This window comes from Mycobacterium genavense ATCC 51234, assembly GCF_000526915.1.
Taxonomy (GTDB): domain Bacteria; phylum Actinomycetota; class Actinomycetes; order Mycobacteriales; family Mycobacteriaceae; genus Mycobacterium; species Mycobacterium genavense.
In genome coordinates, this window is record NZ_JAGZ01000001.1 from 426178 (window position 1) to 451429 (window position 25252).

The window sequence follows — 25252 nt, forward strand, 5'->3', positions numbered from 1 at the left end:
GTGTAATTTTTCTTTTGGTTTTTGTGTTCGTAAGTATTTAAGGGCACATGGTGGATGCCTTGGCATCGAGAGCCGATGAAGGACGTGGGAGGCTGCGATATGCCTCGGGGAGCTGTCAACCGAGCGTTGATCCGAGGATTTCCGAATGGGGAAACCCAGCACGAGTTATGTCGTGTTACCCGTATCTGAATATATAGGGTGCGGGAGGGAACGCGGGGAAGTGAAACATCTCAGTACCCGTAGGAGAAGAAAACAAAAGTGATTCCGTATAGTAGTGGCGAGCGAACGCGGAACAGGCTAAACCGCATGCATGTGTAACCGGGTAGGGGTTGTGCGTGCGGGGTTGTGGGATTGATTTTCTCAGCACTACCCGGCTGAGGGGCAGTCAGAAAGTGTCGTGGTTAGCGGAAGTGGCCTGGGATGGTCTGCCGCAGACGGTGAGAGCCCGGTACGCGAAAACCCGGCACCTGCCTTTATCAACTCCCGAGTAGCAGCGGGCCCGTGAAATCTGCTGTGAATCTGCCGAGACCACTCGGTAAGCCTAAATACTTCTCGATGACCGATAGCGGATTAGTACCGTGAGGGAATGGTGAAAAGTACCCCGGGAGGGGAGTGAAATAGTACCTGAAACCGTGTGCCTACAATCCGTCAGAGCCTCCTTGTGGGGTGATGGCGTGCCTTTTGAAGAATGAGCCTGCGAGTCAGGGACATGTCGCAAGGTTAACCCGTGTGGGGTAGCCGCAGCGAAAGCGAGTCTGAATAGGGCGCTTGAGTGGCATGTTCTGGACCCGAAGCGGAGTGATCTACCCATGGCCAGGGTGAAGCGCGGGTAAGACCGCGTGGAGGCCCGAACCCACTTAGGTTGAAGACTGAGGGGATGAGCTGTGGGTAGGGGTGAAAGGCCAATCAAACTCCGTGATAGCTGGTTCTCCCCGAAATGCATTTAGGTGCAGCGTTACGCGTTTCACCACGGAGGTAGAGCTACTGGATGGCCGATGGGCCCTACTAGGTTACTGACGTCAGCCAAACTCCGAATGCCGTGGTGTATAGCGTGGCAGTGAGACGGCGGGGGATAAGCTCCGTACGTCGAAAGGGAAACAGCCCAGATCGCCGGCTAAGGCCCCTAAGCGTGTGCTAAGTGGAAAAGGATGTGCAGTCGCAGAGACAACCAGGAGGTTGGCTTAGAAGCAGCCACCCTTGAAAGAGTGCGTAATAGCTCACTGGTCAAGTGATTGTGCGCCGATAATGTAGCGGGGCTCAAGCACACCGCCGAAGCCGCGGCAACCGCAAGGTTGGGTAGGGGAGCGTCCCCCATGCAGCGAAGCTGTCGGGTAACCGATGGTGGAGTTTGGGGGAGTGAGAATGCAGGCATGAGTAGCGATTAGGCAAGTGAGAACCTTGCCCGCCGAAAGACCAAGGGTTCCTGGGCCAGGCCAGTCCGCCCAGGGTGAGTCGGGACCTAAGGCGAGGCCGACAGGCGTAGTCGATGGACAACGGGTTGATATTCCCGTACCCGTGTATGAGCGTCCCTGACGAATCCATTCTGCTAACCACCCAAATGGTGGTCTATCAATCCCTTCGGGGTGCGAAGACCGCCTGCTGCGTGGGAACCCGGGTGGGTAGTAGTCAAGCAATGGGGTGACGCAGGAAGGTAGCCGTACCAGTCAGTGGTAATACTGGGGCAAGCCTGTAGGGAGAGCGATAGGCAAATCCGTCGCTCATGTTCCTGAGAGGTGATGCATAGCCGATTGAGGCGAATTCGGTGATCCTCAGCTGCCAAGAAAAGCCTCTAGCGAGCGCATACATGGCCCGTACCCCAAACCAACACAGGTGGTCAGGTAGAGAATACCAAGGCGTACGAGATAACTATGGTTAAGGAACTCGGCAAAATGCCCCCGTAACTTCGGGAGAAGGGGGGCCGGCTTACCGTGAACAGCCTTGCGCTGGGAGCGGGAACCGGCCGCAGAAACCAGTGGGAAGCGACTGTTTACTAAAAACACAGGTCCGTGCGAAGTCGCAAGACGATGTATACGGACTGACGCCTGCCCGGTGCTGGAAGGTTAAGAGGACCCGTTAACTCGTAAGGGTGAAGCGGAGAATTTAAGCCCCAGTAAACGGCGGTGGTAACTATAACCATCCTAAGGTAGCGAAATTCCTTGTCGGGTAAGTTCCGACCTGCACGAATGGCGTAACGACTTCCCAACTGTCTCAACCATAGACTCGGCGAAATTGCACTACGAGTAAAGATGCTCGTTACGCGCGGCAGGACGAAAAGACCCCGGGACCTTCACTACAACTTGGTATTGGTGTTCGGTACTGTTTGTGTAGGATAGGTGGGAGACTGTGAAACTCTGACGCCAGTTAGAGCGGAGTCGTTGTTGAAATACCACTCTGACCGTATTGGACACCTAACTTCGAACCCTTATCGGGTTCAGGGACAGTGCCTGGCGGGTAGTTTAACTGGGGCGGTTGCCTCCTAAAATGTAACGGAGGCGCCCAAAGGTTCCCTCAACCTGGACGGCAATCAGGTGTTGAGTGTAAATGCACAAGGGAGCTTGACTGCGAGACCTACACGTCAAGCAGGGACGAAAGTCGGGATTAGTGATCCGGCACCCCCGAGTGGAAGGGGTGTCGCTCAACGGATAAAAGGTACCCCGGGGATAACAGGCTGATCTTCCCCAAGAGTCCATATCGACGGGATGGTTTGGCACCTCGATGTCGGCTCGTCGCATCCTGGGGCTGGAGCAGGTCCCAAGGGTTGGGCTGTTCGCCCATTAAAGCGGCACGCGAGCTGGGTTTAGAACGTCGTGAGACAGTTCGGTCTCTATCCGCCGCGCGCGTCAGAAACTTGAGGAAACCTGTCCCTAGTACGAGAGGACCGGGACGGACGAACCTCTAGTGCACCAGTTGTCTCGCCAGAGGCACTGCTGGATAGCTACGTTCGGACAGGATAACCGCTGAAAGCATCTAAGCGGGAAACCTTCTCCAAGATCAGGTTTCTCACCCTTTTAGAGGGATAAGGCCCCCCGCAGACCACGGGATTGATAGGCCAGACCTAGAAGCTCAGCAATGAGTGCAGGGAACTGGCACTAACCGGCCGAAAACTTACCAACACAATCGCAACTACTATTCATTTGCGGATAATTTGTCGCGCCGAATACCACATCCCCATCAATACACTTGAATGGTAAAAGTAAATAGAGTTACGGCGGCCACAGCGACAGGGAAACGCCCGGTCCCATTCCGAACCCGGAAGCTAAGCCTGTCAGCGCCAATGATACTGCCCGATCGGGTGGAAAAGTAGGACACCGCCGAACACACACAAAAATGCCCCCTGGCTTCAGGGGGCATTTTTGCATTTTCGGTTGCCGTCCAACGTCGAGTTGTTGCAGAGGTATGCGGCAAATCGCGGCAACAACTCGACGTTCGGCAGTCAATCGAATAGCGTCAAATTCGAGCGCTGAGTTTCCAATTCGAGCAGCGTGCGCTTGCGGCCGAGTCCGCCGCCGAAGCCGGTGAGGCTGCCATTGGCGCCGATGACTCGATGGCAGGGCACCACGATCGCGATCGGGTTGTGGCCGTTGGCCAATCCGACGGCACGCGCGGCGCCGGGCGCCCCGATCTGTGCGGCGATCTCCCCATACGAGCGGGTTTCGCCGTACGGAATCGTCAGCAGCGCTTGCCAGACCCGCCGCTGGAATTCGGTGCCCCGCAGGTCAAGTTCGATGTCGAAAGTCGTGAGCTCGCCGGCGAAGTACGCGCCGAGTTGGTCGACGGCCGCGGCGAATGCGTTCGGATCGGGCGACCAGCCGGCGCGGCTGGGTTCATACGTCTGGTCGACCATCCGCAGATTGGTCAACACCGAATTGTGTCCCGCCAGGGTCAGCAACCCGATCGGGCTGTCGATGGTGCGGTAGCTGATCATGCGACCTCCTGGGGCGGCCATTGGTTTACCGGATGCTCGAGGGTGGTCCACAAATGCTGAGTGGCGTACGAGCGCCAGGGGCGCCAATGTGCGGTGTGCTCAACGCGTTGATTAGTCGGCAGGCCCAGCGCTTTGGCGGCGAGCTGCAGCCCGAGGTCGCTGGCCGGAAAGGCGTCCGGGTCGCCGAGCCCGCGCATGGCGATCACCTCGGCGGTCCATGGGCCGATACCCGGCAGGGCCAACAATTGGGTGCGGGCGCTGTCCCAGTCGCTGCCGGCGTCGAGAACCACGCTGCCGTCGAGCAGCCCGGTGACCAGCGCGGTCATCGTCCGCTGCCGAGACTTGGGCACCCCCAGATGGACGGGATCGATCTCGGCCAGCTGCTCGATCGACGGGAAGGCATGTGTCAGTGCGCCATCGGGGTCGTGCATCGGTTGGCCGTAGGCGGCGACCAATCGGCCGACGTGAGTGCGTGCGGCCTTGGTCGATACCTGCTGGCCCAGCACCGCGCGCACCGCGAGTTCGGCCTCGTCGACCGTGCGCGGAATGCGTTGCCCCGGCGCCTTGGCCACGACGGGAGCCAGCACCGGGTCGCGGCTCAGCGTGTCCACGATCGCCTCCGGGTCGGCATCGAGGTCGAGCAGTCCCCGGCAGCGGGCGATCGCGGTCGTGAGGTCGCGGAAGTCGTCGAGCACGAGCAGGCAGCGGACGTGGTCCACGGCCGGGGTCAGCGCCACTATGGCGTTGCCGGCCGGAAGCCGCAGGGTGCGCCGATATGTGCCGTCACGCACTTCCTCGCAGCCCGGGACGGCGCCCGCGGCCAGATGACCGAAGACGCCTTCGTGAGCGAACGGGGTCCGTACCGGCAGCCGAACACACACTGTCCCAGTCGAAGTCGCACCGGACCCGGACCGAGCCGCCGCGCGCCGGCGCAAGTCGGTGGGTGTGCTTTCGAACACCAGGCGCACGGTCTCGTTGAATTGTCGGATGCTGGAGAAGCCGGCCGCGAACGCGACATCGCCCAACGGCAGGTCGCTCGTCTCGATCAGCAGCCGGGCGGTCTGGCTTCGCTGCGCGCGGGCCAGCGCAAGCGGACCGGCGCCGACCTCGGCCTGCAACAGCCGCTCCAGCTGCCGGGTGGTGTACCCGAGGTGGGCGGCCAGACCGCTCACCCCGGCGCGGTCCACGGTGCCGTCGGCGATCAGCCGCATCGCCCACGCCACGACATCGCCACGCACGTTCCATTCCGGCGAACCCGGTGAGGCGTCGGGACGGCATCGCTTGCACGCTCGGAAACCCGCCCGCTGCGCGGCTGGCGCGGTCGGATAAAACCGCACGTTACGCGCGAACGGCGGGCGCACCGGACAGCTTGGCCGGCAGTAGATGCCGGTGGTCAGCACCGCGGTGACGAACCAGCCGTCGACCGGGCGTCCTTGGACTGGACCGCCCGGTAGCAGCGTTCGAAATCGTCGTGCACGCCTCCACAGTTACACCTGAGGACCGACAAGACTGGCGGAAAAGCGACATCACTGCGTGCGGTAGGCGATGCTGGAACGATTGATCACCCGACAGGAGTCCGCATGACCGCGCCGAGACCCATTGCCGTCGAGAATTTCTCCCATGTGTGCATCGGTGTCTCCGACATGGACAGGTCGCTGGCGTTCTACATCGCGGTGCTGGGCATCGACGTGGTCTTCGATGTCGAACTCGAAGGTGGCGGGCTCGATGCGGTGACCGGCGGCGCGGCCCGAAACGGTCGCATGGTCGGCGGGCTGATCGGGGGAGCGATGGTCGAACTGCTGTTTCTAGGCGACGTTCCCGCCGGCCCCGCCGGTCCGCATCGCGGCTACACCAACATCTCGTTTCGCGTCGCCGACCTCGACGACACCTTCCACGCCGTGCGGCGCCAGCATCCCCAGGTGCGCCCCGAGCCGATCGTCGATATCGGTGGCGTGCGAATGTTCTTCGTCTACGACCCCGACGACACGCCCATCGAAATACTCGAGCTGCCCGGCGGGGCGCGCACCACGGTGGAGCTGTGGCGGCCCGGCGGTTAAGGTGTCGCGGCCGCCCGATCTTGACGCTGCACCGCGCGCGCCCGCCTCACGTGTCAGCTGATTTACCAGATAGTAGATTGTGTAAAGCACGAAGTAGGGCAGGATCAGGTAGGGAACTTTTCCCCAATGAACTTGAACCAGAAGCCAAATGCGCCCTGCCCGATGCCGTGGAGCCCTGCGCGCACCTCGGCGACGTAGTAGGCCGTCGTGCCGGTGATCGACACGGCGATGCCGAGAAGCTCAACCGCAGACAGCGAATGCGTGACTTGTCGGGCCAGTGCCGGCTTGGCCGCCGTTGCGCAAGGGTCGGCGCCGGACTCAGACCGGCCGCGTCGCCGAGGCGATGAAGTCGCGGGCGGAGCGGGACAACGGCCGCGCCGAATCCCAGATCATCCCGATGTCGCGGTAGGCGTCGGCATCGGCCAGCGGCAGCACCCTGACGCCGGGCGCATGCTCGCCGCCGTCAATTGGGGTCAGGCTGATGCCCAGGCCGGCGGCCACCAGCCCGGCGTTAGTGGTCAGGTTCGCCGATTCCAGGACGATGCGTGGCTGGAATTGTGCTGCGGCGCAGAGCTCGTCGAGGAGTTGCCGCATACCGAAGCCCGGATGCATCGTGATGAACGGCTCGTCGGCGAGGTCCGTCATCGACACCGCCGCCGCGTCCGTCAGTCGGTGCTCGCGGGGCACGGCGACACCGAGTCGCTGACGAAACAGGCTGCGCCAGGCCAGATTTGGTTTCTGCGGCCGCGGCGATACCACCGCGACGTCGACGGCCCCCTCCAGCACGCGCTCGCTGATCGACTCGGCGGCGCCCTCTTCGAGGGTGAACGTGACGCGCGGGGACACCGCGGTGAATTCGGCGATCAGGCGCGGCACCACCACAGATCCAAACGAACTCAGGAAACCCAGCCGGATCTCACCGGCGGCCGGATTGTTCAGGTCCTCGATTTCGCGCCGGGCCGAATCGAGCTCCATTTGGGCCCGGCGCGCGTGTTCGTAGAAGATCCGGCCGTAGCTGCTCAGCGTGAGCCGGCGGCCGTGCCGATCGAACAGCGGCACCCCGAGGCGGCGTTCCAGGCGCGCCAGCATCCGAGTCAGGGTCGGCTGCGCGAGGTGAAGTTGTTGAGCCGCCGCCATGACGTGTTGGAGCTCGGCGAGTGTGAGGAACCACTCGTAGTCGCCATCGGCCATGCCCGTTACCTCTGCTTATGTTGGAATTGCATTATAAAGCCGCTAATAATTCATTTCCTATTGAGTCGCCTGGCGCCGAACATCGTCGGTATGCCCCAGCTCGCCGCGCCTGCGACCGCCCATCTTGCCGGCAGCAGCGGATACCGGCGGGTAACCGCGGCGCTGTGCGGCGCCGGCCTGGCCAGTTTCGCCGCGATGTACTGCACGCAGGCGCTGCTTCCGGCGTTGTCGGCGTACTACCGCATCGCCCCAGCCACCTCGGCGCTGACAGTCTCACTCACCACCGGAATGCTGGCGCTGTCTATCGTTCCGGCCAGCGCGCTGTCCGAGCGCTACGGGCGCATCCGGGTGATGCTGATCTCCGGGATCACCTCCAGCATCATCGGGTTGCTGCTGCCGTTCAGCCCCTCGCTCGGCGTGCTGTTGGTCGGGCGGGCCGCCCAGGGTGTCGCGCTCGCCGGGATCCCGGCCGTGGCGATGGCGTTTCTGGCCGAGGAGGTGCACGCGTCGTCGCTGGGATCGGCGATGGGGCGCTACATCGCGGGGACGACGATCGGTGGCTGCGCGGGCCGGATCGTCCCGGCGCTGGTCCTCGACGTCAGCGACTGGCGGGTCGCGCTGCTGGTGTGTTCGCTGACGACGCTGGCCGCGACGGTGGTGTTCGCCCTGCTGGTGCCCCGTTCCCAGTTCTTCACCCCGAAGCCGGTAAGCCCGTGCGTGACGACGCAGAGCATCCTGGCGCATCTGCGAAACCCGCTGTTGTTCAGGCTTTTTGCCTTAGCTTTCACGCTGATGGGCGGGTTTGTCACCGTGTACAACTACCTCGGCTACCGGCTCGCCGGCGCGCCGTTCGGGTTGCAGCCCTCGGTGGTGGGCCTGCTGTTCCTGCTGTATCTGGTGGGCACCTGGACATCGGCCGTGGCGGGACGGCTCGCCGATCGCCGGGGACGCGTGCTGGTGCTGGCCTGCGCCCTGCCGATCACCGTGGTGGGCTTGCTGATGACACTGTTGGACGCACTGCCCGCGGTCGTCGCCGGGACCGCGGTCTTCACCGGCGGGTTCTTCGCCGCCCATGCGGTGGCCAGCGGCTGGGTGGGTGCGGTGGCACACCGAGATCGTGCCGAGGCTTCCGCGCTGTACCTGTTCAGCTACTACCTGGGCGGCTCGGTCGCCGGCGCGCTGGGCGGGCTGATCTACGGCGTGGGCGGTTGGCCGGCCACCGTCTGGTGTGTGGGTACGCTGCTGATCTTCGCCCTGCTACTGGTGGCGTCGTTGGTGAGAGCGACTGTGACCGTGCGGGTTCGCAGTCTGTCTTAACCGTCGGGCCGGTGCGCGATGTGGCCGAAATGATGCGCGCTCCGGCCGATAGGTTGCTGGCCCGTGTCACACCATTGCAGGGTGTTGGCAGCGAAGGGGGGAGCGTGCGTCAGATGCTAGCAACGAATTCGAGATTGATGACATCCGTCAACACCGCGGGAAACAGCTTGGGTGCCCGGGCATTACCACTGGTGCCGGACCGCGCGAAGCGAATACTGATCGGCCGGCGGGCTGTCACGATCGACGGGCAGGTGCTCGACCCCACCCTGCAGATCATGCTCGCCGCGCGGAAAGCGATGGGACTGCAGAATCTCACCGACGGCGATCGGCCGGTCGTCGTACGCGACAACATCCGCCAGACGGTCGCGCCGTTCAACCGCAATCCGATCACCGGGCCGGTGGTGGCCGAGCTGACCATCTCGGGAGCCGAAAGTCCCATCGCCGCAAGGCATTACCGGTCCCAGCGGGTCGGACGTGCCCCGCTGTTGGTGTACTACCACGGTGGCGGCTTCGTGTTCTGCGACCTGGATACCCATGACCGGCTCTGCCGGTTGATATGTCGCGATGCCGGGGTTCAGGTGTTATCGGTCGCCTACCGACTCGCACCCGAACACCCCGCTCCGGCTGGGCTGCAGGATGGTTATGCGGCCTACCGATGGGCCTTTTCGCACGCCGACGAACTGGACGCCGACCCCGGCAAAGTCTGCGTCGGTGGCGACAGTGCCGGCGGCAACATGGCCGCCGTCGTTGCGCATCAGGCGCGCGACGACGGCATCGCGCCGGCGCTGCAACTGTTGCTCTACCTGGCGACCGATTTCGGCGGCGAAACCGCCTCGCGAAAGCTGTTCGCCCAGGGCTTTCTGTTGACCGCGAAAGACATCGGCTTGCTATGGGCTTACTACCTGGACGGCAGCGGAATCGATGTCGCCGATCCGCGTCGCCGATCCGCGCATTTCCCCGCTGCGCAGCGGGAACTTCGCCGGGTTGCCGCCGGCCATCGTGGCTACCGCCGGATTTGACCCACTGCGCGATGAGGGCGAGTCGTATGCCGCCGCGCTCGAAGCGGCGGGCAATGTCGTCGATCTACGGCGATTCGGCTCGCTGATTCACGGTTTCGGTCAATTCGACGCCCTTGGGGGCGCCTGCTCCTCGGCGCTGGCCGACATCGCCTCGGCTCTCCGAGCCCACCTTCGGCACGCTTCCTAGGTGTCAGCCGTCAAAGATGTTGCGGCGCAGGGGCCCCGGCTGGGCAGCCGGATCGACGAACCATTCGTGACTGAACACCAGTCCAAACACCCGCGGCGGCAATAACATCACCAACCCGAACAGACGCGCGCCGAGGCCGCCGCCGATCTGCGAGCGATGCGCGGCGAACGCATCGCGCTTCTGCCGGGCGAATGCCCGCACGTCGATCCGGTGCGTGATCGTGGCCCGCGGGGCGTACGCGGTGCGTACCGTTTCGGCATCGTAGGGCGCCGGAAGCCGAAGCAGGCGACAGACGTTGGAGACGCGGACCAGTAACTCGCGCGGCATCGTCACCTCGAGCACCCGCGGAGTCGCGGCCAACTCGGCGGCACGCTTGCCGACGTGATGGACGCGCACATGATCCCGGTGCTCGTATCCGCCGTTGGCCTGATAACTCAGCAGCAGTCGGGCGTCCTCGTCGCGCAGGATGGCGGCCAGTCGCTGTGCCGCCGCTTCGACCTCGGCTCGCGCGAACCGGACCCGGCCCGATGGATCCCGGTAGAAGATCGGCCCGTAGCCACTGTCGGCGTAGCCCAGGCACTCGACTCGGTGCACGCCGAGAATGCTTGCGCTCGACAGCAATTCATCCATTCGGGTGTCGTCGTCCTCGGTGCCCATGCGTCCGTCGGTCGCGGTCACCAGGACCACCCGGTGCCCCGCGGCCGCCGCCGCGGCGAGCGTGCCACCGGTGAGGATCACCTCGTCGTCGGGATGCGCGTGGAAGGCGACGAGAGTTGCCACGGTTTACTCGCCGCGGTCGGGCAAGGCCAGCCGGGTCGGGTGGTCGTGGCCGCGTAACGTCACCGTCTCGCCCAACGACCAACGGGCGCTTTCGCTTTCGCTGGCACCCGCGACGGTGTCCGCCGGTCGTCAGCAATCTGCCCGGGTACGACTTGGCCAGCTCACACAGCCGGGCCGCCTCGTTGACCGGTTCGCCGATCACGGTGTATTCGAACCGTTCCTTGGCGCCGACATTACCGGCGACCACCTGCCCGGCCGCCACGCCGATACCGGCCTGTAGTTCCGACATTTCGTGCGCCAGCCGGCTGCAGATCGCGCGTGCGGCGGCCAGCGCCTCGTATTCGGGACGGTCGAGGTGATTCGGAGCACCGAAGATGGCCAGCGATGCGTCGCCCTCGAACTTGTTGACCAGTCCGTGGTACCGGTCGACTTCCTCGACGACGATCGCGAAGAACCGGTTGAGCACGCCGACGACCTCGGTCGGTCGTTGGCTGGTCACCAATTGCGTGGAGCCCACGATGTCGATGAATACCACCGCGACATGGCGCTCTTCGCCGCCCAATTTCGGCTTCTCGCGCTCGGCGGCCAGGGCGACCTCGCCCCCGACGTGCCGACCGAAGAGATCGCGCACCCGTTCACGCTCACGCAGCCCGTCGACCATGGCGTTGAAACCGCGCTGCAGTTCGCCGAGTTCGGTGCCGTCGAACACCACCAGCTGCCCCCGCAGATCACCCTGCTCGACCCGCTTGAGCGCGGTACGCACCACGCGCACGGGTGTCGCCGTCAGCCAGGACAGGATCCACATCAGGATGAAGCCGAAGATCAGCGTCACGGTCGCGACGATCAGCACCGCGACGCTGAGTTGCGTCTCGCTCAGATTGCCCAGCACCAGCGCGAAGAACGCGATTAGCGCGATGCCCAGCACCGGCACACCGGAACCGAGCAGCCAGACCGTCAGGGTCCGGCCCATGATGCCCGGCGCCAGCCGCTGCGGGGCGCGCCCGGCCTCGAGGGCCTGCGCGGCGACCGGTCGCAGGGCGAACTCGGTGAACAGGTAGCACGCGGTGGCCACCAGGATGCCGCAGAAGCTCACCGAGAAACCGACAATCGGAATGAACAGCTTGTTGATCAGCCCGTAAAGCGTGGTCAGCAACGCGGTCCCGGCGCCCCACAGCACCAGCACCCCGATCGCGAGCCAGAACGGGACCAGGAAGGTGTTGCGCTCGTCGTCGAGGGTGGGCGTGCGCTCCTCGATCGCCCACCGCAGCGCGGTCATCGTCCGGCGGGTGATCCAGAAGGTGCCCAGCGCCAGCGCGACGGCGACGTATCCGGGCGCGACCGCCCAGGTGATCCAGCCCGGCGCGTCGGTGAAGATACTGGGGGACGGCAATGCGACCGCCAACAGCAGCACCGCCACGCCGATCCCGATCAGATTCGTCGCGAGGATGAAGATGGTCAGGATGAGCTGGATGCGGCCCCGGCGGCGGGCCTGACGCTCGGTCACCCGGCCCAGCAGCAGGGAACCGTAGGCCGGCGTCTCCTGCAATCGGCCGCTCTGACGGGTGACCCTTTCGAGCACCCGTCCCAAGCGCTGCGCCAGAGTCTTGTTGGCCGACATGGTGGCGTCAGCCTAATTCGTTGACGACGCTCTAAGGTGAGTCGGGTGCGTCTAGTGATCGCCCAGTGCACCGTCGACTACGTTGGCCGGCTCACGGCGCATCTGCCGTCGGCGCGCAGGTTGTTGCTCTTCAAGGCGGATGGGTCGGTCAGCGTGCACGCCGACGATCGCGCCTACAAGCCGTTGAACTGGATGAGCCCGCCGTGCTGGCTGACCGAAGAGGTGGTCGGCGCGACGTCGGTATGGGTGGTGGAGAACAAGGCGGGCGAACAGCTGCGCATCACCGTCGAGGAGATCGAGCACGACTCCAGCCACGACTTGGGTGTGGATCCCGGGCTGGTCAAGGACGGTGTGGAGGCACACCTGCAGGCATTGCTCGCCGAACACGTCCAGCTGCTGGGCGAGGGGTACACCCTGGTGCGCCGCGAGTACATGACCGCGATCGGCCCCGTCGATCTGTTGTGTCGAGACGCCGACGGCGGCTCGGTTGCGGTGGAGATCAAGCGTCGCGGCGAGATCGACGGCGTGGAGCAGCTGACCCGCTACCTCGAACTGCTGAATCGCGACAGCGTGCTCGCGCCCGTCAAGGGTGTGTTCGCCGCGCAGCAGATTAAACCTCAGGCGCGAACTTTAGCCACCGACCGCGGGATACGTTGTCTCACATTGGATTACGACAAGATGCGGGGAATGGACAACGACGAGTACCGGCTGTTCTGAGCTGCCCGATTAGACTCGTCGGCATGGCTCGGCGCCGCACCCCGCCCCGCCGGCAACAACTGCCTGCGCTGTCGCCGGTGCTGCGGCGGGTGGAAACGGGGCCCGACGGCTACGACTACGAGGTGCGCCCGGTCGCGGCCTCGCGGGCGCTCAAGACCTATCGATGCCCCGGTTGCGATCACGAAATCCGTTCGGGGGTAGCGCATTTGGTGGTGTGGCCGGCGGACTCGGTCGGCGGTGCCCAACAAACGCGCGAAGATGACCGTCGGCACTGGCACACGCCGTGCTGGACCAATCGGGCGAATCGCGGCCCGACGCGAAAGTGGTCGTGAGATAAGCGGTTAGGAAGCCGGCTCCACCAACTCCATCAGCACCCCGCCGGCGTCCTTAGGGTGGATGAAGTTGATCCGCGAGTTCGCGGTGCCGCGCCGCGGCGCGTCGTAGACCAGCCGGACGCCCTGCGACCGCAGCTGCTCGCAGAGCGCGTCCAGGTCGCTGACGCGCACGGCCATCTGCTGGATGCCGGGTCCCCGCTTGTCCAGGAATTTGGCGATCGTCGAAGTCTCGTCGATCGGGGCCATCAACTGGATCTGGGCCGTGCCGGGTTCGCCGTCTCGCACGGCGATCATGGCTTCGCGGATTCCCTGGTCCTCGTTAACTTCCTCGTGCACCAGCACCATGCCGAGGGTGTCGTGGTACCACTCGATGGCTGCGTCGAGGTCGGCGACTGCGATGCCGACGTGATCGACCGCCGTTACCAGTGAGGTGGCCAGGATCTGACGGGCATCGACTTGATCGATCGTCATCACATAACGGTAACCTGGCGGCAAAGATTGCGCTTCTCCGGGAGGCCGAACGGGCCGTCCATGCGTCGCTAGGAGGTTGTTATGACGACATCGGTGATCGTTGCTGGAGTAAGGACCCCGATCGGCAAGTTGATGGGTTCGCTGAAGGATTTCTCCGCCAGTGATCTGGGCGCGATCGCGATCGCCGGGGCGCTGGAGAAGGCCAACGTGCCGGCCTCCGCGGTGCAGTACGTGATCATGGGCCAGGTGCTGACCGCGGGCGCCGGGCAGATGCCCGCCCGCCAGGCCGCGGTGGCCGCCGGCGTCGGCTGGGACGTCCCGGCGCTGAGCATCAACAAGATGTGTCTGTCCGGCATCGACGCCATTGCGCTTGCTGACCAGCTGATTCGGGCCGGGGAGTTCGACGTCGTGGTGGCCGGTGGCCAGGAGTCGATGACGAAGGCGCCGCACCTGTTTATGGACAGTCGGGCGGGCTATAAGTACGGCGACGTGACCGTGCTCGACCACATGGCCTACGACGGCCTGCACGACGTGTTCACCGACCAGCCGATGGGCGCCCTGACCGAGCAGCGCAACGACGTCGACAAGTTCACCCGCGCCGAGCAGGACGAGTTCGCTGCTCGGTCGCATCAAAAGGCGGTTGCGGCGTGGAAGGACGGGGTTTTCGCCGACGAGGTCGTGCCCGTGAACATCCCGCAGCGCAAAGGTGATCCGCTGCAATTCACCGAGGACGAGGGCATCCGGGCAAACACCACCGCCGAGTCGTTGGCCGGTCTGAAACCGGCCTTCCGGAAGGACGGCACCATCACTGCGGGCTCGGCGTCGCAGATCTCCGACGGTGCCGCCGCCGTCGTGGTGATGAACAAGGACAAGGCGCAGGAAATGGGTCTGTCCTGGCTGGCCGAGATTGGCGCGCACGGTGTGGTGGCGGGGCCCGATTCGACGCTGCAGTCCCAGCCGGCCAACGCGATCAAGAAGGCACTCGGGCGAGAGGGCATCACGGTCGACCAGCTCGACGTGGTGGAGATCAACGAGGCGTTCTCGGCGGTCGCCCTGGCCTCCACCCGCGAGCTCGGCGTCAACCCCGACATCGTGAACGTCAACGGCGGCGCGATCGCGGTGGGGCACCCGATCGGCATGTCGGGTGCCCGGATCACCCTGCATGTTGCACTGGAACTGGCGCGGCGCGGTTCGGGCTACGGCGTCGCGGCGCTGTGCGGCGCGGGCGGCCAGGGCGACGCCCTGATCCTGCGGGCCGGCTGACCACGGGTCAGCGTTGCTGGGAGGCGACACGCGGGGATCGTTGTGACGTTGCTCATATGAGCCGACCAGCGTCCTTCGCGGGCCCGATCGTGGGCCGGATTTGCCGGTCCGGTGGCCCGCGCGCCACCGGGTGGATGGGTAGTCGGCGCGCATGACAGACTTGACGGCGTGACGCGTCCGAGATCCTCGATCGGGCCCGCGCTGGCTGGTGCGGTCGACCTGTCCGGTCTGAAGCAACGTGCTCAGCAGAGCCCGTCGGCCGCCGGCGCGGCGGGCCGGCCGACTCCGGGGGGCACCACCGAGGTCACCGAGGCCAATTTCGAAGCCGAGGTGCTGATCCGCTCCGACGAAGTGCCCGTCGTGGTCGCCCTGTTGTCGCCGCGCAGCCAGGCGTGCGTCGAACTGGTCGACACGCTGTCCGGGCTGTCCGCGCAGGACGGCGGCAAATGGGCGCTGGCGACGGTCAATGTCGACGTGGCACCCCGGGTGGCTCAGATCTTCGGCGTCGAGGCCGTTCCCACCGTCGTCGCGCTGGCCGCCGGCCAGCCGCTGTCCAGCTTCCAGGGTTCGCAGCCGGCCGATCAATTACGCCGCTGGCTGGACCAACTGTTGTCGGCGACGGCCGGAAAGCTCAAGGGCGCAACAGGTTCCGCGGAAGACGCGGAGGTCGACCCGGCGCTGGAGCAGGCCCGCCAACAATTGGAGGCCGGTGACTTCGAGGCGGCCAAGCAGTCCTACCAGGCGCTGCTGAACACCAACCCGGACAGCGTCGAGGCCAAGGGGGCGATCCGTCAGATCGACTTCCTCACCCGCGCAACCGCGCAGCGTCCCGATGCGGTGGCCGTCGCCGACGCCTCGCCGACCGACATCGAAGCCGCCTTCGCGGCAGCCGATCTGCAGATCCTCAATCAGGACGTGACAGCCGCATTCGAGCGCTTGATCGCGTTGGTACGCAGCACTTCCGGAGACGAACGCAGCCGAGTGCGTACCCGGCTGATCGAGTTGTTCGAACTCTTCGATCCCGCCGACCCCGAGGTCGTGGCCGGTCGACGCAACCTCGCCAACGCGCTGTACTGATCCGGCCGCGAACGTCGAGTTGTCGTGCCGTGCGGGGCCTTAACCCCACAACAAGTCGACGCTCGGCGAGCGTAATGCGGTCTACTCGGGTTCCAGCCACAGCGCCGACGTCGGCGGCAACACCAGCTGCGCCGAGGCCGGGCGGCCATGCCAGGGGTCCTCGGTGGCGTCGACGCCACCGAGATTGCCGATTCCGGAACCGTTGTAGTCCGTCGCGTCGGTGTTGAGCACCTCGCGCCAACGGCCGGCGCTGGGCAGGCCGAGCCGATAGCCGCTGTGCTCGGCACCCGCGAAGTTGAACACGCAGGCCATCACCGAGCCGTCGTTGCCGTACCGCAGGAAACTCAACACGTTGTTGCCGGAATCGTTGGCGTCGATCCAGGAATACCCCTCCGGCGTGGTGTCGCGGCTCCACAGGGCCGGACGGTCGCGGTAGATGGCGTTGATGTCGCGTACGAAACGCAGCACGCCGTTGGAGAACCGCTGCTCGTCGAGCTGCCACCAGTCCAAGCCGTTCTGCTCGGACCACTCGGCGCGCTGGCCGAATTCTTGTCCCATAAACAACAATTGCTTGCCGGGGTGGGCCCATTGATAGGCGAGCAGGCTGCGCAGCCCGGCGGCCTTGACGTGGTTGTTGCCCGGCATCCGGCCCCACAGCGTGCCCTTGCCGTGCACCACCTCGTCGTGGCTGAGCGGCAGCACGTAATTCTCGCTGAACGCATACAGCATCGAGAAGGTCATCTCGTGGTGGTGGTAACTGCGGTAGATCGGGTCGCGGCTGATGTAGTCGAGCGTGTCGTGCATCCAGCCCATGTTCCACTTCATCGAAAAGCCAAGGCCGCCAAGGTTGGTCGGCCGTGTCACGCCGGGCCACGACGTCGACTCCTCGGCGATCGTGACGATGCCCGGCGCGGCCTTGTGCGCCGTCGCGTTCATCTCCTGCAGGAACTGCACCGCTTCGAGGTTTTCGCGCCCGCCGTAGATGTTGGGTGTCCAGCCGCCCTCGGGCCGCGAGTAGTCCAGGTAGAGCATGGACGCCACCGCGTCCACCCGGAGGCCGTCGATGTGGTATTCCTCCAGCCAGTACAGCGCATTGGCGACCAGGAAGTTGCGGACCTCCCGGCGGCCGAAGTCGAAAACGTAGGTGCCCCAGTCGAGCTGCTCACCACGCTTGGGGTCGGAATGCTCGTACAGCGGGGTGCCGTCGAAGCGGCCCAGCGCCCAGGCGTCCTTGGGGAAGTGCGCCGGAACCCAGTCCACGATCACGCCGATGCCCGCCTGGTGCAGCGCGTCGACCAGTGCCCGGAAATCGTCGGGTGTGCCGAATCGTGAGGTCGGGGCGTAGTACGAGGTGACCTGGTATCCCCAGGATCCGGCGAATGGGTGCTCGGCCACCGGCAGCAGCTCGACGTGGGTAAACCCTTGCTGGACAACGTAATCGGTAAGTTCGGTGGCGAGCTGGCGGTAGGACAGGCCGGGGCGCCACGAGCCCAGATGTACCTCGTAGGTGCTCATCGGCTCGAACACCGGATTGCTCTGCGCGCGCTGAGTCATCCAGTCTTCGTCGGCCCAGGTGTAGTTGCTGGTCGTCACCCGCGACGCGGTGTGCGGAGGCACCTCGGTGGCGAACGCGAACGGGTCCGCTCGCTCGGTGACGACGTCGTCGGCGCCGTGCACGCGGAACTTGTACAGGCCGTCCGTCGGGAACCCCGGCCAGAACAACTCCCATACCCCGGTGGAACCCAGCACCCGCATCGGGGCCTCCGTGCCTGTCCAGCCGTTGAATTCGCCAATCAAGTTGATGCCCTTGGCGTTCGGTGCCCATACCGCGAACGACACGCCGTCGACGACGCCGTCGGCCGTGGTGAAGGAGCGGGCGTGGGCCCCGAGTACTTCCCAGAGTCGTTCGTGGCGGCCCTCGGAGAACAGGTGCAGGTCGACCTCGCCCAGGGTGGGCAGGAAGCGGTAGGCGTCGGCCGTCATGTGCGCGCCGGAGCCGTAGTCCACCTTCAGCCGGTAGTCGATGAGTTGCGTGAACGGCAACGCGACGGCGAACAACCCGGACTCGAGGTGCTCCATCACGAACTCGTCATCCCCGACCAGCGCGACGACTTGCCGCGCATGTGGGCGGAAGGCCCGGATGACGGTGTGGTCGCCGTACTCGTGCGCCCCCAGGATGCCGTGCGGGTTGTGATGCGTGCCCGCCACCAGCCGGGCCAAGTCACCCGGGTCAGGCGCCAGGTGCGTCTGATCGGTTCGGCTCTCGGTTCGACTCATGCTGGTATCCCCTTTCGGGCGCTCTTACCTCCTGCGCAGCAACGTGTTTCGAGACTCCTGCGGGATGATTGGCATATTGATGATGTGGGCGACCGCCTGTCCGGGGTCGATGCGAACGTAATTTGACTGCCCCCACTGGAATTCCTGACCGGTGATTTCGTCGCGCACGCAAAAACGCTCATAGGGCTCCATACCCAATGCCGCCATGTCTAACCACAGCGTGCCCTCCTCGGGTCCGAACGCGTTGAGCGTCACCACCACCAGCACGCAGTCCCCGGTGGCCGGGTCGAACTTGCTGTAGGCCATCAGTGCGTCGTTGTCCACGCTGTGGAAGTAAATCGTGCGGAGCTGCTGCAAAGCGGGATGGACCCGGCGAATCGCGTTGAGACGAGCCAGGAATGGCTCCAGCGACCGACCTTCGGCGCGTGCCGCGGCGTAGTCGCGGGGGCGCAATTCGTACTTCTCCGAGTTCAGGTATTCCTCGCTGCCCTCGCGTACCGCGCGGTGCTCGAACAGCTCGTAGCCCGAATAGACGCCCCAGGCCGGACTCATCGTCGCCGCCAGCACCGCGCGGATGGCGAACATACCGGGACCGTTGTGCTGCAGGATCGCGTGCAGGATGTCGGGGGTGTTCACGAACAGGTTCGGCCGCCGAAAGTCGGCCAGCGCGGAGATCTCGTTGCCGAATTCGGTGAGCTCCCATTTGGCGGTCCGCCAGGTGAAGTAGCTGTAGGACTGGGTGAAGCCAAGTTTGGCCAGCCCGTATTGGCGGGCCGGCGGGGTGAACGCCTCGGACAAAAACAGCACGTCGGGATCGCTGTCTTTGACCTGACCGATCAGCCAGGCCCAGAAGTTCGGCGGCTTGGTGTGCGGGTTGTCGACCCGAAAGAACTTGATGCCGTGGTCAACCCAGCGCCGGACCACGCGCAGCACTTCGTCGTAGAGGCCGGCGGGATCGTTGTCGAAGTTGAGTGGGTAGATGTCCTGGTATTTCTTCGGCGGGTTCTCCGCGTAAGCGATGGTCCCGTCCGGCAACTCGGTGAACCACTGCCGGTGGTCGCGGGCCCAGGGGTGATCCGGGGCGCACTGCAGGGCGAGGTCCAGGGCGACTTCCATGCCCAGATCTCGTGCCGCGGCGACGAATTTGTCGAAGTCCTCGATGGTGCCCAAGTCGGGGTGAATGGCGTCGTGGCCGCCCTCGTCGCTGCCGATCGCCCAGGGCGAACCCACGTCCCCGGGCGCCGCGGTGGGGGAGTTGTTGCGCCCCTTGCGATGAATTTTGCCGATCGGATGGATCGGCGGCAGGTAGACGACGTCGAATCCCATCTCGGCGATGCGCGGCAGGTCCGCGGCCGCCGTGGCGAAGGTGCCGTGCACCGGGTTTCCGTCGGCGTCCCAGCCGCCGGTCGACCGCGGGAACATCTCGTACCAGGAGCCGAAGCGGGCCAACGGCCGATCCACCCACACCCCGTACTGCTCGCCGCGGGTGACGATCTCGCGCAGCGGGTAGGTGGCCAGGATCTCCTCGATCTCGGGCGCCAGCGCCAGCGCGCTGCGCGTCACCGGATCTCCCGGGACCCGCAGGGCAGCGGCCGCAGCCAGCAACGGATCACGACGGGCGCGGGGCACCCCGGTCGCGGCGCGCTCGAGCATTCCGGCGCCGACCAACAGATCGTTGGACAGTTCCTTCTCGCCCTGGCCGGCATCCAGCTTGGCCACCAGGCCGTGTCGCCAGGTGTGGATGGGGTCACCCCACCCGTCCACCCGAAAGGTCCACAGTCCGACCCGGTCGGGCGTGAACTGGCCGTGGAAAACGTAGGGCTCCAGACCCATCGTCATCGGCAGCCGCAGCGGCTTGACCCGTTCGGCCGGCTTGCCGTCGACCGGGGACGACGCCAGCTGTTCCGGCGCCTGCACCGCGGTGACGCGGCGGGTCTCGGTGACTTGTGGGTAGCGCGGCCCGAGGTAGCGCACCACCAGGGTCGCCGCGACCGCGTCGTGGCCTTCTCGCCACACCGCGGCGCTGACTGGGACCGTCTCGCCGACCACCGCTTTGGCGGGGTAAGCACCGCAGGAAACGACGGGTGCGACGTTATCGATCTCGACACGACCGGGCACCACCACTCCGTTCCGTCCGATCGTTCGCCGGCAAACCGCGGATGTGCTGCGGCGCGGAATGCCCGTCGCATCCGAAACTTCGTCTCGTGGGGAAAGTTCCTGTGCTGGGGAAGCGTCTTTGCGGCCCCAAGTACTACCCGTACCCACCCTAGTGTCCGGTCACACCCGCCTGCCGGCGAACGTCGAAGACTGATCCTGCGAGCCCGTCCATCGTTAGTTAAGGTTGTCTTGCGTGAAAGCTCTACGTCGCTTTACCGTCCGCGCCCACCTGCCCGAGCGGCTCGCCGCACTCGAACAACTGTCCATCAATCTGCGATGGTCCTGGGACAAGGCGACGCAAGACTTGTTCGCCAGCATCGATCCGACGTTGTGGGCGAATTGCGGCAGCGATCCCGTCGCGCTGCTGGGCGCGGTCAACCCGGCGCGTCTCGACGAGTTGGCGCTCGACGAGGGCTTTTTGCGCCGGCTCGACGAGCTGTCCGCCGACTTGAACGACTACCTGACCCGTCCGCGGTGGTACCAGCAGCAGCAGGAAGCCGGTGTGGAAAATGGCCGAGCGATGCCCACCGGGATCGCCTACTTCTCGATGGAGTTCGGCATCGCCGAGGTGCTGCCCAACTACTCGGGTGGACTGGGCATCCTGGCCGGCGATCACCTCAAGTCCGCGTCGGACCTGGGTGTGCCGCTGATCGCGGTCGGCCTGTACTACCGCTCGGGATACTTCCGCCAGTCGGTGACCGCCGAGGGCTGGCAGAACGAGACCTATCCGTCGCTGGATCCGCAGGGTCTGCCGCTGCGGCTGCTCACAAATGCCGCCGGGGATCCCGCGCTGGTGGAATTGGCGCTGCCGGATTCGGCGCGGCTGTCCGCGCGGATCTGGGTGGCGCAGGTGGGCCGGGTTCCGCTGCTGCTGCTGGATTCCGACGTTCCGGAGAACGAGCACGATCTGCGCAGTGTCACCGACCGGCTCTACGGCGGCGACCAGGAGCACCGGATGCGCCAGGAGATCCTGGCCGGCATCGGCGGGGTGCGCGCGATTCGTGCGTTCACCGCCATCGAGGGCCTGGCCGCCCCCGAGGTGTTCCACATGAACGAGGGCCACGCCGGGTTCCTCGGCGTGGAGCGCATCCGGGAACTGATCGCCGATCAGGGGCTGGACTTCGATACGGCGCTGACGGTGGTGCGAGCGGCCACCGTGTTCACCACCCACACGCCGGTGCCCGCCGGGATCGACCGCTTCCCGGTCGAGATGGTGCGGCGGTACTTCGACGACCACTCCGACGTGGCTCCCGACGACCGACCGCCCGCGTTGCTCCCCGGCGTGCCCATCGATCGGGTGATCGCGCTCGGCGCGGAAAACGACGAGACCAAATTCAACATGGCGCACATGGGTCTGCGCCTGGCGCAACGCGCCAACGGTGTGTCGCTGCTGCACGGGCGGGTGAGCCGGGCCATGTTCAACGAGTTGTGGCCGGGATTCGACCGCCGCGAGGTTCCGATCGGGTCGATCACCAACGGGGTGCACGCCCGCACCTGGGCCGCCCCGCAGTGGCTGCAGCTGGGCCGAGAGCTGGCCGGGCCGGACGACGCGGCGTTCAGCGATCCGGGCGTGTGGCTGCGACTGCGGGAGGTTGACGCCGGGCATCTGTGGTGGATCCGCTCCCAGCTGCGCGCGCTGCTGGTCGATGACGTCCGACGCCGGCTGCGCCGCTCATGGCAGGAGCGCGGCGCCTCGGATGCTGAATTAAGTTGGATTTCAACGGCTTTCGATCCAGATGTGCTGACCGTCGGCTTCGCCCGTCGGGTGCCGACATACAAGCGGCTGACGCTGATGCTCAGCGATCCCGACCGGTTGGAACGGCTGCTGCTGAACGAGGAACGGCCGATCCAACTGATCGTCGCCGGGAAGTCGCACCCGGCCGACGACGGCGGCAAGACCCTGATCCAGCAAGTCGTGCGGTTCTCCGACCGGCCCGAGGTGCGCCACCGCATCGCGTTCTTGCCCGACTACGACATGTCCATGGCCCGGCTGCTGTATTGGGGCTGCGATGTTTGGCTCAACAACCCGCTGCGGCCGCTGGAGGCCTGCGGCACGTCGGGAATGAAGAGCGCGCTCAACGGCGGGTTGAACCTGTCCATCCGCGACGGCTGGTGGGACGAGTGGTACGACGGCGAAAACGGTTGGGAGATACCGTCGGCCGACGGGGTGCACGACGAGGAGCGCCGCGACGAGCTGGAGTCCAGTGCCCTTTACGGCTTGCTGGAACAAGCGGTGGCGCCGAAGTTCTACGAGCGCAACGAACACGGGGTGCCGCCGCGCTGGATCGAGATGGTCCGGCACACCCTGCAAACCCTCGGCCCCAAGGTGCTGGCCTCCCGGATGGTGCGCGACTACGTCGAGCAGTACTACGCGCCGGCCGCCGAGTCGCTGCGCAACACCATCGCCGACGCCGGTGCGGGCCCGTTCGGCGCCGCGCGTGAACTGGCCGAGTACCGGCGGCGCGCCGTGGCGGCGTGGCCGAAGGTCGCGATCACCGACGTCGATTCCACCGGCCTGCCCGACACCCCGGTGCTCGGCTCGAAGCTCACCCTGACCGCGACCGTGCAGCTGGCCGGTCTGGCGCCCGACGAGGTCACCGTGGAGGCGGTGGTGGGCCGCGTCGATTCCGGCGATGCGCTGCTGGACCCCGTCACCGTCGAAATGTCTTACACCGGAACGGCCGAGGGCGGCAACCAGGTGTTCTCGACGACGACCTCGCTGCCGGTGGCGGGAGCGGTCGGCTACACGGTCCGGGTGCTGCCGCGGCACCCGATGCTCGCGGCCGCCAACGAGCTCGGCCTGGTCGCCCTCGCCGGGTAACGCGGCGTCAGGTCGGCGGGTCGTCGGCGCGCAGCCGCCGCAGGGCGGCGCGGACCTGCTCGGCGTTCGTGGTCTGCCAAAACGGCGGCAGTGACGCGCGCAGGTAGTCGCCGTAGCCGGCGGTGACCATCCGCGAGTCGAGCACCGCGACCACCCCGCGGTCGGTGACGCGACGCAGCAGCCGTCCGGAACCCTGCGCCAGCAGCAGCGCCGCGTGGCTGGCGGCGACGGCCATGAAACCGTTGCCGCCGCGGGCGGCCACCGCGCGCTGCCGGGCACCCAGCAGCGGGTCGTCCGGCCGTGGAAACGGAATGCGGTCGATCAGCACCAGCTACAGCGACGGCCCGGGCACGTCGACGCCCTGACACAGCGACAGCGTGCCGAACAGCGAGGTTTCCGCGTCGGCGCTGAACTGCTCGACCAACGCCGAGGTGCTGTCGTCGCCCTGACACAGCACCGGCGTGGACAGCCGATCGCGCATGGCATCGGCGGCGGCCCGGGCCGCGCGCATCGACGAGAACAGGCCCAGGGTTGCGTCCGCCGGCGGCGGTGATCAGTTCGGAGATCTCGCTCAGCTGCTCGGCCGAGCCCGTGCCGTCGTGTCCCGGTGGCGGCAGATGCTTTGCCACATACAGGATTCCGGCCTTGGCATGGTGAAACGGCGATCCGACGTCGAGCCCGCGCCAGTTCGGCCGATCCGGGGCGTCGTCTCCTCCGGTCAGACCCCACGACGAGGCCATCGCGTCGAAGGATCCGCCGACGGTCAGCGTGGCCGAGGTCAGCACGGTCGTCGACCGGGAGAACACGTGGGTGCGCAGCAGGCCGGCCACCGACAGCGGCGCCACCCGCAACACCGGACGCGGCGAGCCCCGGTTGTCCTCGTGCTCCAGCCACACCACGTCGCTGCGATCGGGGATCGCGGGCCCGAACGACGTCAGGATCCGCGAGGCCGTGTCGGAGATCTCGCTCAGTGCCGCAACGGCTTCCGCGCGTGCCGCGGCCGCCTTGGCGTCGCTGGTGGTGTCGATGTCGGCGCGCGCGGCGCCGGCCACGTCGCGTAGTGCCCGCAGGTATGTCGCCAGCTCGTCGTCGAGGTGATCGATGCGGCCCGGGGTGGCGTCGTGGATCGCCGCGGCGAAGGCGGCGGCCGTCGCCTCCAGACGTCCGACCAGTTCCGGGTTCACCAGTCGGGTGATCCGCCGCGCGGCGACCCCCAGGGCCGCCGACGTCAACTCCGCGGTGGCCACCGACGTCACCCGGTCGACCAACTCGTGCGCCTCGTCGACGACCAACAGCGAATGTTCGGGCAAAACGGTCGATTTCGAGACCGCGTCGATGGCCAGCAGCGCGTGATTGGTGACGACGACATCGGCCACACCGGCCCGGGCGCGGGCGCGTTCGGAAAAGCACTCCGAGCCGAACGGGCAGCGGGCCACCCCGAGGCATTCCCGCGCCGAGACGCTGACCTGTGACCAGGATCGTTCCGGCACACCGGGTTTGAGGTCGTCGCGGTCACCTGAATCCGTGGTCGAGGCCCAGGCGGTGAGCCGTTGCACATCACGGCCCAGCTCGCTGGCCGCCATCGGGTTGAACAGCTCCTCCTGTGGCCGTCCCTCCTCGCGGTCCGGCTCCGCGGTCGATCCGTTGTGAATCTTGTTCAGGCACAGATAGTTTCGCCGACCCTTCAGCAGCGCGAACCGCGGCGGATGGGGCAGCGCGTCGGCCAGGGACTCGGCCAGCCGGGGCAGGTCACGCTCGACGAGCTGGCGCTGCAGGGTGATCGTCGCCGTGGACACCACGACCGGTTCTTCGTCGGCGATCGCGTGCACGATCGCGGGAACCAGGTACGCCAGCGACTTGCCGGTCCCGGTAGCCGCCTGCACCGCCAGGTGCTCACCGGTTCCGAATGCGCGCGACCGCGGTGGCCATCTCCACCTGGCCGCTGCGTTCGCTGCCGCCGAGCGCGACCACGGCGATGGCCAGCAGCTCGGGCACGGACACCTCTGGCGTGATAACTCCCTTGATTGCGACCGGATTCGG

15 protein-coding genes, 2 rRNA genes and 3 pseudogenes are annotated in these 25252 nt (G+C 65.9%); 11 read left to right on the top strand and 9 right to left on the bottom strand.

What is annotated here, in order from left to right; genetic code table 11:
* Window positions 1-27: 27 nt before the first annotated feature.
* Together T428_RS0102070 and rrf are read left to right on the top strand one after the other, a co-directional pair.
* A 23S ribosomal RNA gene (locus tag T428_RS0102070) occupies window positions 28-3113 on the top strand.
* A gap of 91 nt (window positions 3114-3204) precedes the next feature.
* Window positions 3205-3317, top strand: a 5S ribosomal RNA gene (gene rrf, locus T428_RS0102075).
* A gap of 116 nt (window positions 3318-3433) precedes the next feature.
* Here rrf and T428_RS0102080 read toward each other — a convergent pair.
* Complete coding sequence (locus T428_RS0102080) at window positions 3434-3925, bottom strand: methylated-DNA--[protein]-cysteine S-methyltransferase (protein ID WP_025735173.1); 492 nt, start codon at window positions 3923-3925, stop codon at window positions 3434-3436.
* A pseudogene (locus T428_RS25065) lies at window positions 3922-5402 on the bottom strand (AlkA N-terminal domain-containing protein). Before T428_RS25065 ends, T428_RS0102080 begins: the two are co-directional and overlap by 4 nt.
* Before the next feature lie 103 nt (window positions 5403-5505).
* Here T428_RS25065 and T428_RS0102090 point away from each other — a divergent pair.
* Window positions 5506-5982 (top strand): VOC family protein, encoded by a 477-nt coding sequence (locus T428_RS0102090; protein WP_025735174.1) that lies wholly within the window; start codon window positions 5506-5508, stop codon window positions 5980-5982.
* A 318-nt stretch (window positions 5983-6300) separates the two neighbouring features.
* Here the strand turns inward: T428_RS0102090 and T428_RS0102100 are convergent, their stop codons facing one another.
* On the bottom strand, window positions 6301-7173 hold the full coding sequence (locus T428_RS0102100; RefSeq protein WP_025735175.1) for a LysR family transcriptional regulator: 873 nt from the start codon (window positions 7171-7173) through the stop codon (window positions 6301-6303).
* A 90-nt stretch (window positions 7174-7263) separates the two neighbouring features.
* Between T428_RS0102100 and T428_RS0102105 the strand changes: the two genes are divergently transcribed.
* From T428_RS0102105 to T428_RS35245, 3 genes are all read left to right on the top strand, one after another.
* Entirely contained in the window at window positions 7264-8490 is a 1227-nt protein-coding gene (locus T428_RS0102105) for an MFS transporter (RefSeq protein WP_025735176.1), read from the top strand.
* 137 nt (window positions 8491-8627) lie between these two features.
* Window positions 8628-9509 (top strand): alpha/beta hydrolase, encoded by an 882-nt coding sequence (locus T428_RS25070; protein WP_211243881.1) that lies wholly within the window; start codon window positions 8628-8630, stop codon window positions 9507-9509.
* Entirely contained in the window at window positions 9412-9696 is a 285-nt protein-coding gene (locus T428_RS35245) for an alpha/beta hydrolase fold domain-containing protein (protein WP_211243882.1), read from the top strand. The genes T428_RS25070 and T428_RS35245 overlap by 98 nt, the downstream gene beginning before the upstream one ends.
* A 3-nt stretch (window positions 9697-9699) precedes the next feature.
* On the opposite strand, the gene T428_RS0102115 is transcribed toward T428_RS35245, so the two are convergent.
* Both T428_RS0102115 and T428_RS25075 read right to left on the bottom strand, forming a co-directional pair.
* Entirely contained in the window at window positions 9700-10476 is a 777-nt protein-coding gene (locus tag T428_RS0102115; RefSeq protein WP_025735177.1) for a PIG-L deacetylase family protein, read from the bottom strand.
* A 3-nt stretch (window positions 10477-10479) separates the two neighbouring features.
* Window positions 10480-12094: pseudogene (locus T428_RS25075) on the bottom strand (adenylate/guanylate cyclase domain-containing protein).
* Window positions 12095-12139: 45 nt separating this feature from the next.
* Between T428_RS25075 and nucS the strand changes: the two are divergent.
* A complete protein-coding gene (gene nucS, locus T428_RS0102125) occupies window positions 12140-12811 on the top strand; it encodes an endonuclease NucS (RefSeq protein ID WP_036466813.1) in 672 nt (223 codons plus the stop codon).
* 23 nt (window positions 12812-12834) lie between these two features.
* A complete protein-coding gene (locus T428_RS0102130) occupies window positions 12835-13143 on the top strand; it encodes a hypothetical protein (RefSeq protein ID WP_025735179.1) in 309 nt (102 codons plus the stop codon).
* Window positions 13144-13152: 9 nt separating this feature from the next.
* Here T428_RS0102130 and mce read toward each other — a convergent pair whose 3' ends face one another.
* Window positions 13153-13620: a methylmalonyl-CoA epimerase gene (gene mce / locus T428_RS0102135; protein ID WP_084298585.1), complete on the bottom strand. Its 468-nt coding sequence runs from the start codon at window positions 13618-13620 to the stop codon at window positions 13153-13155.
* 78 nt (window positions 13621-13698) lie between these two features.
* Here mce and T428_RS0102140 point away from each other — a divergent pair, with 78 nt between their 5' ends.
* Together T428_RS0102140 and T428_RS0102145 are read left to right on the top strand one after the other, a co-directional pair.
* Window positions 13699-14880 (top strand): acetyl-CoA C-acetyltransferase, encoded by a 1182-nt coding sequence (locus T428_RS0102140; protein WP_036466816.1) that lies wholly within the window; start codon window positions 13699-13701, stop codon window positions 14878-14880.
* 168 nt (window positions 14881-15048) lie between these two features.
* Window positions 15049-15957 (top strand): thioredoxin family protein, encoded by a 909-nt coding sequence (locus T428_RS0102145; protein ID WP_025735182.1) that lies wholly within the window; start codon window positions 15049-15051, stop codon window positions 15955-15957.
* 81 nt (window positions 15958-16038) lie between these two features.
* Here T428_RS0102145 and glgB read toward each other — a convergent pair whose 3' ends face one another.
* Both glgB and T428_RS0102155 read right to left on the bottom strand, forming a co-directional pair.
* On the bottom strand, window positions 16039-18234 hold the full coding sequence (glgB, locus tag T428_RS0102150) for a 1,4-alpha-glucan branching protein GlgB (RefSeq protein WP_025735183.1): 2196 nt from the start codon (window positions 18232-18234) through the stop codon (window positions 16039-16041).
* A 24-nt stretch (window positions 18235-18258) separates the two neighbouring features.
* The gene (locus T428_RS0102155; RefSeq protein ID WP_211243883.1) at window positions 18259-20352 is read right to left on the bottom strand and encodes an alpha-1,4-glucan--maltose-1-phosphate maltosyltransferase; all 2094 of its coding nucleotides are present in this window, start codon (window positions 20350-20352) and stop codon (window positions 18259-18261) included.
* Window positions 20353-20584: 232 nt separating this feature from the next.
* Here T428_RS0102155 and glgP point away from each other — a divergent pair, with 232 nt between their 5' ends.
* Entirely contained in the window at window positions 20585-23212 is a 2628-nt protein-coding gene (gene glgP, locus T428_RS0102160; RefSeq protein WP_025735185.1) for an alpha-glucan family phosphorylase, read from the top strand.
* A 7-nt stretch (window positions 23213-23219) separates the two neighbouring features.
* Here glgP and T428_RS25080 read toward each other — a convergent pair.
* Window positions 23220-25225, bottom strand: a pseudogene (locus T428_RS25080) (ATP-dependent DNA helicase).
* Window positions 25226-25252 lie beyond the last annotated feature (27 nt).

What these genes read in the sequence shown, in the direction of transcription:
- T428_RS25070 (WP_211243881.1), top strand. Translation starts at nt 8,628, where the DNA reads ATGACATCCGTCAACACCGCGGGAAACAGCTTGGGTGCCCGGGCATTA.
- T428_RS0102130 (WP_025735179.1), top strand. Translation starts at nt 12,835, where the DNA reads ATGGCTCGGCGCCGCACCCCGCCCCGCCGGCAACAACTGCCTGCGCTG.
- T428_RS0102090 (WP_025735174.1), top strand. Translation starts at nt 5,506, where the DNA reads ATGACCGCGCCGAGACCCATTGCCGTCGAGAATTTCTCCCATGTGTGC.
- T428_RS0102080 (WP_025735173.1), bottom strand. Translation starts at nt 3,925, where the DNA reads ATGATCAGCTACCGCACCATCGACAGCCCGATCGGGTTGCTGACCCTG.
- T428_RS0102100 (WP_025735175.1), bottom strand. Translation starts at nt 7,173, where the DNA reads ATGGCCGATGGCGACTACGAGTGGTTCCTCACACTCGCCGAGCTCCAA.
- T428_RS35245 (WP_211243882.1), top strand. Translation starts at nt 9,412, where the DNA reads ATGTCGCCGATCCGCGTCGCCGATCCGCGCATTTCCCCGCTGCGCAGC.
- T428_RS0102105 (WP_025735176.1), top strand. Translation starts at nt 7,264, where the DNA reads ATGCCCCAGCTCGCCGCGCCTGCGACCGCCCATCTTGCCGGCAGCAGC.
- T428_RS0102140 (WP_036466816.1), top strand. Translation starts at nt 13,699, where the DNA reads ATGACGACATCGGTGATCGTTGCTGGAGTAAGGACCCCGATCGGCAAG.
- glgB (WP_025735183.1), bottom strand. Translation starts at nt 18,234, where the DNA reads ATGAGTCGAACCGAGAGCCGAACCGATCAGACGCACCTGGCGCCTGAC.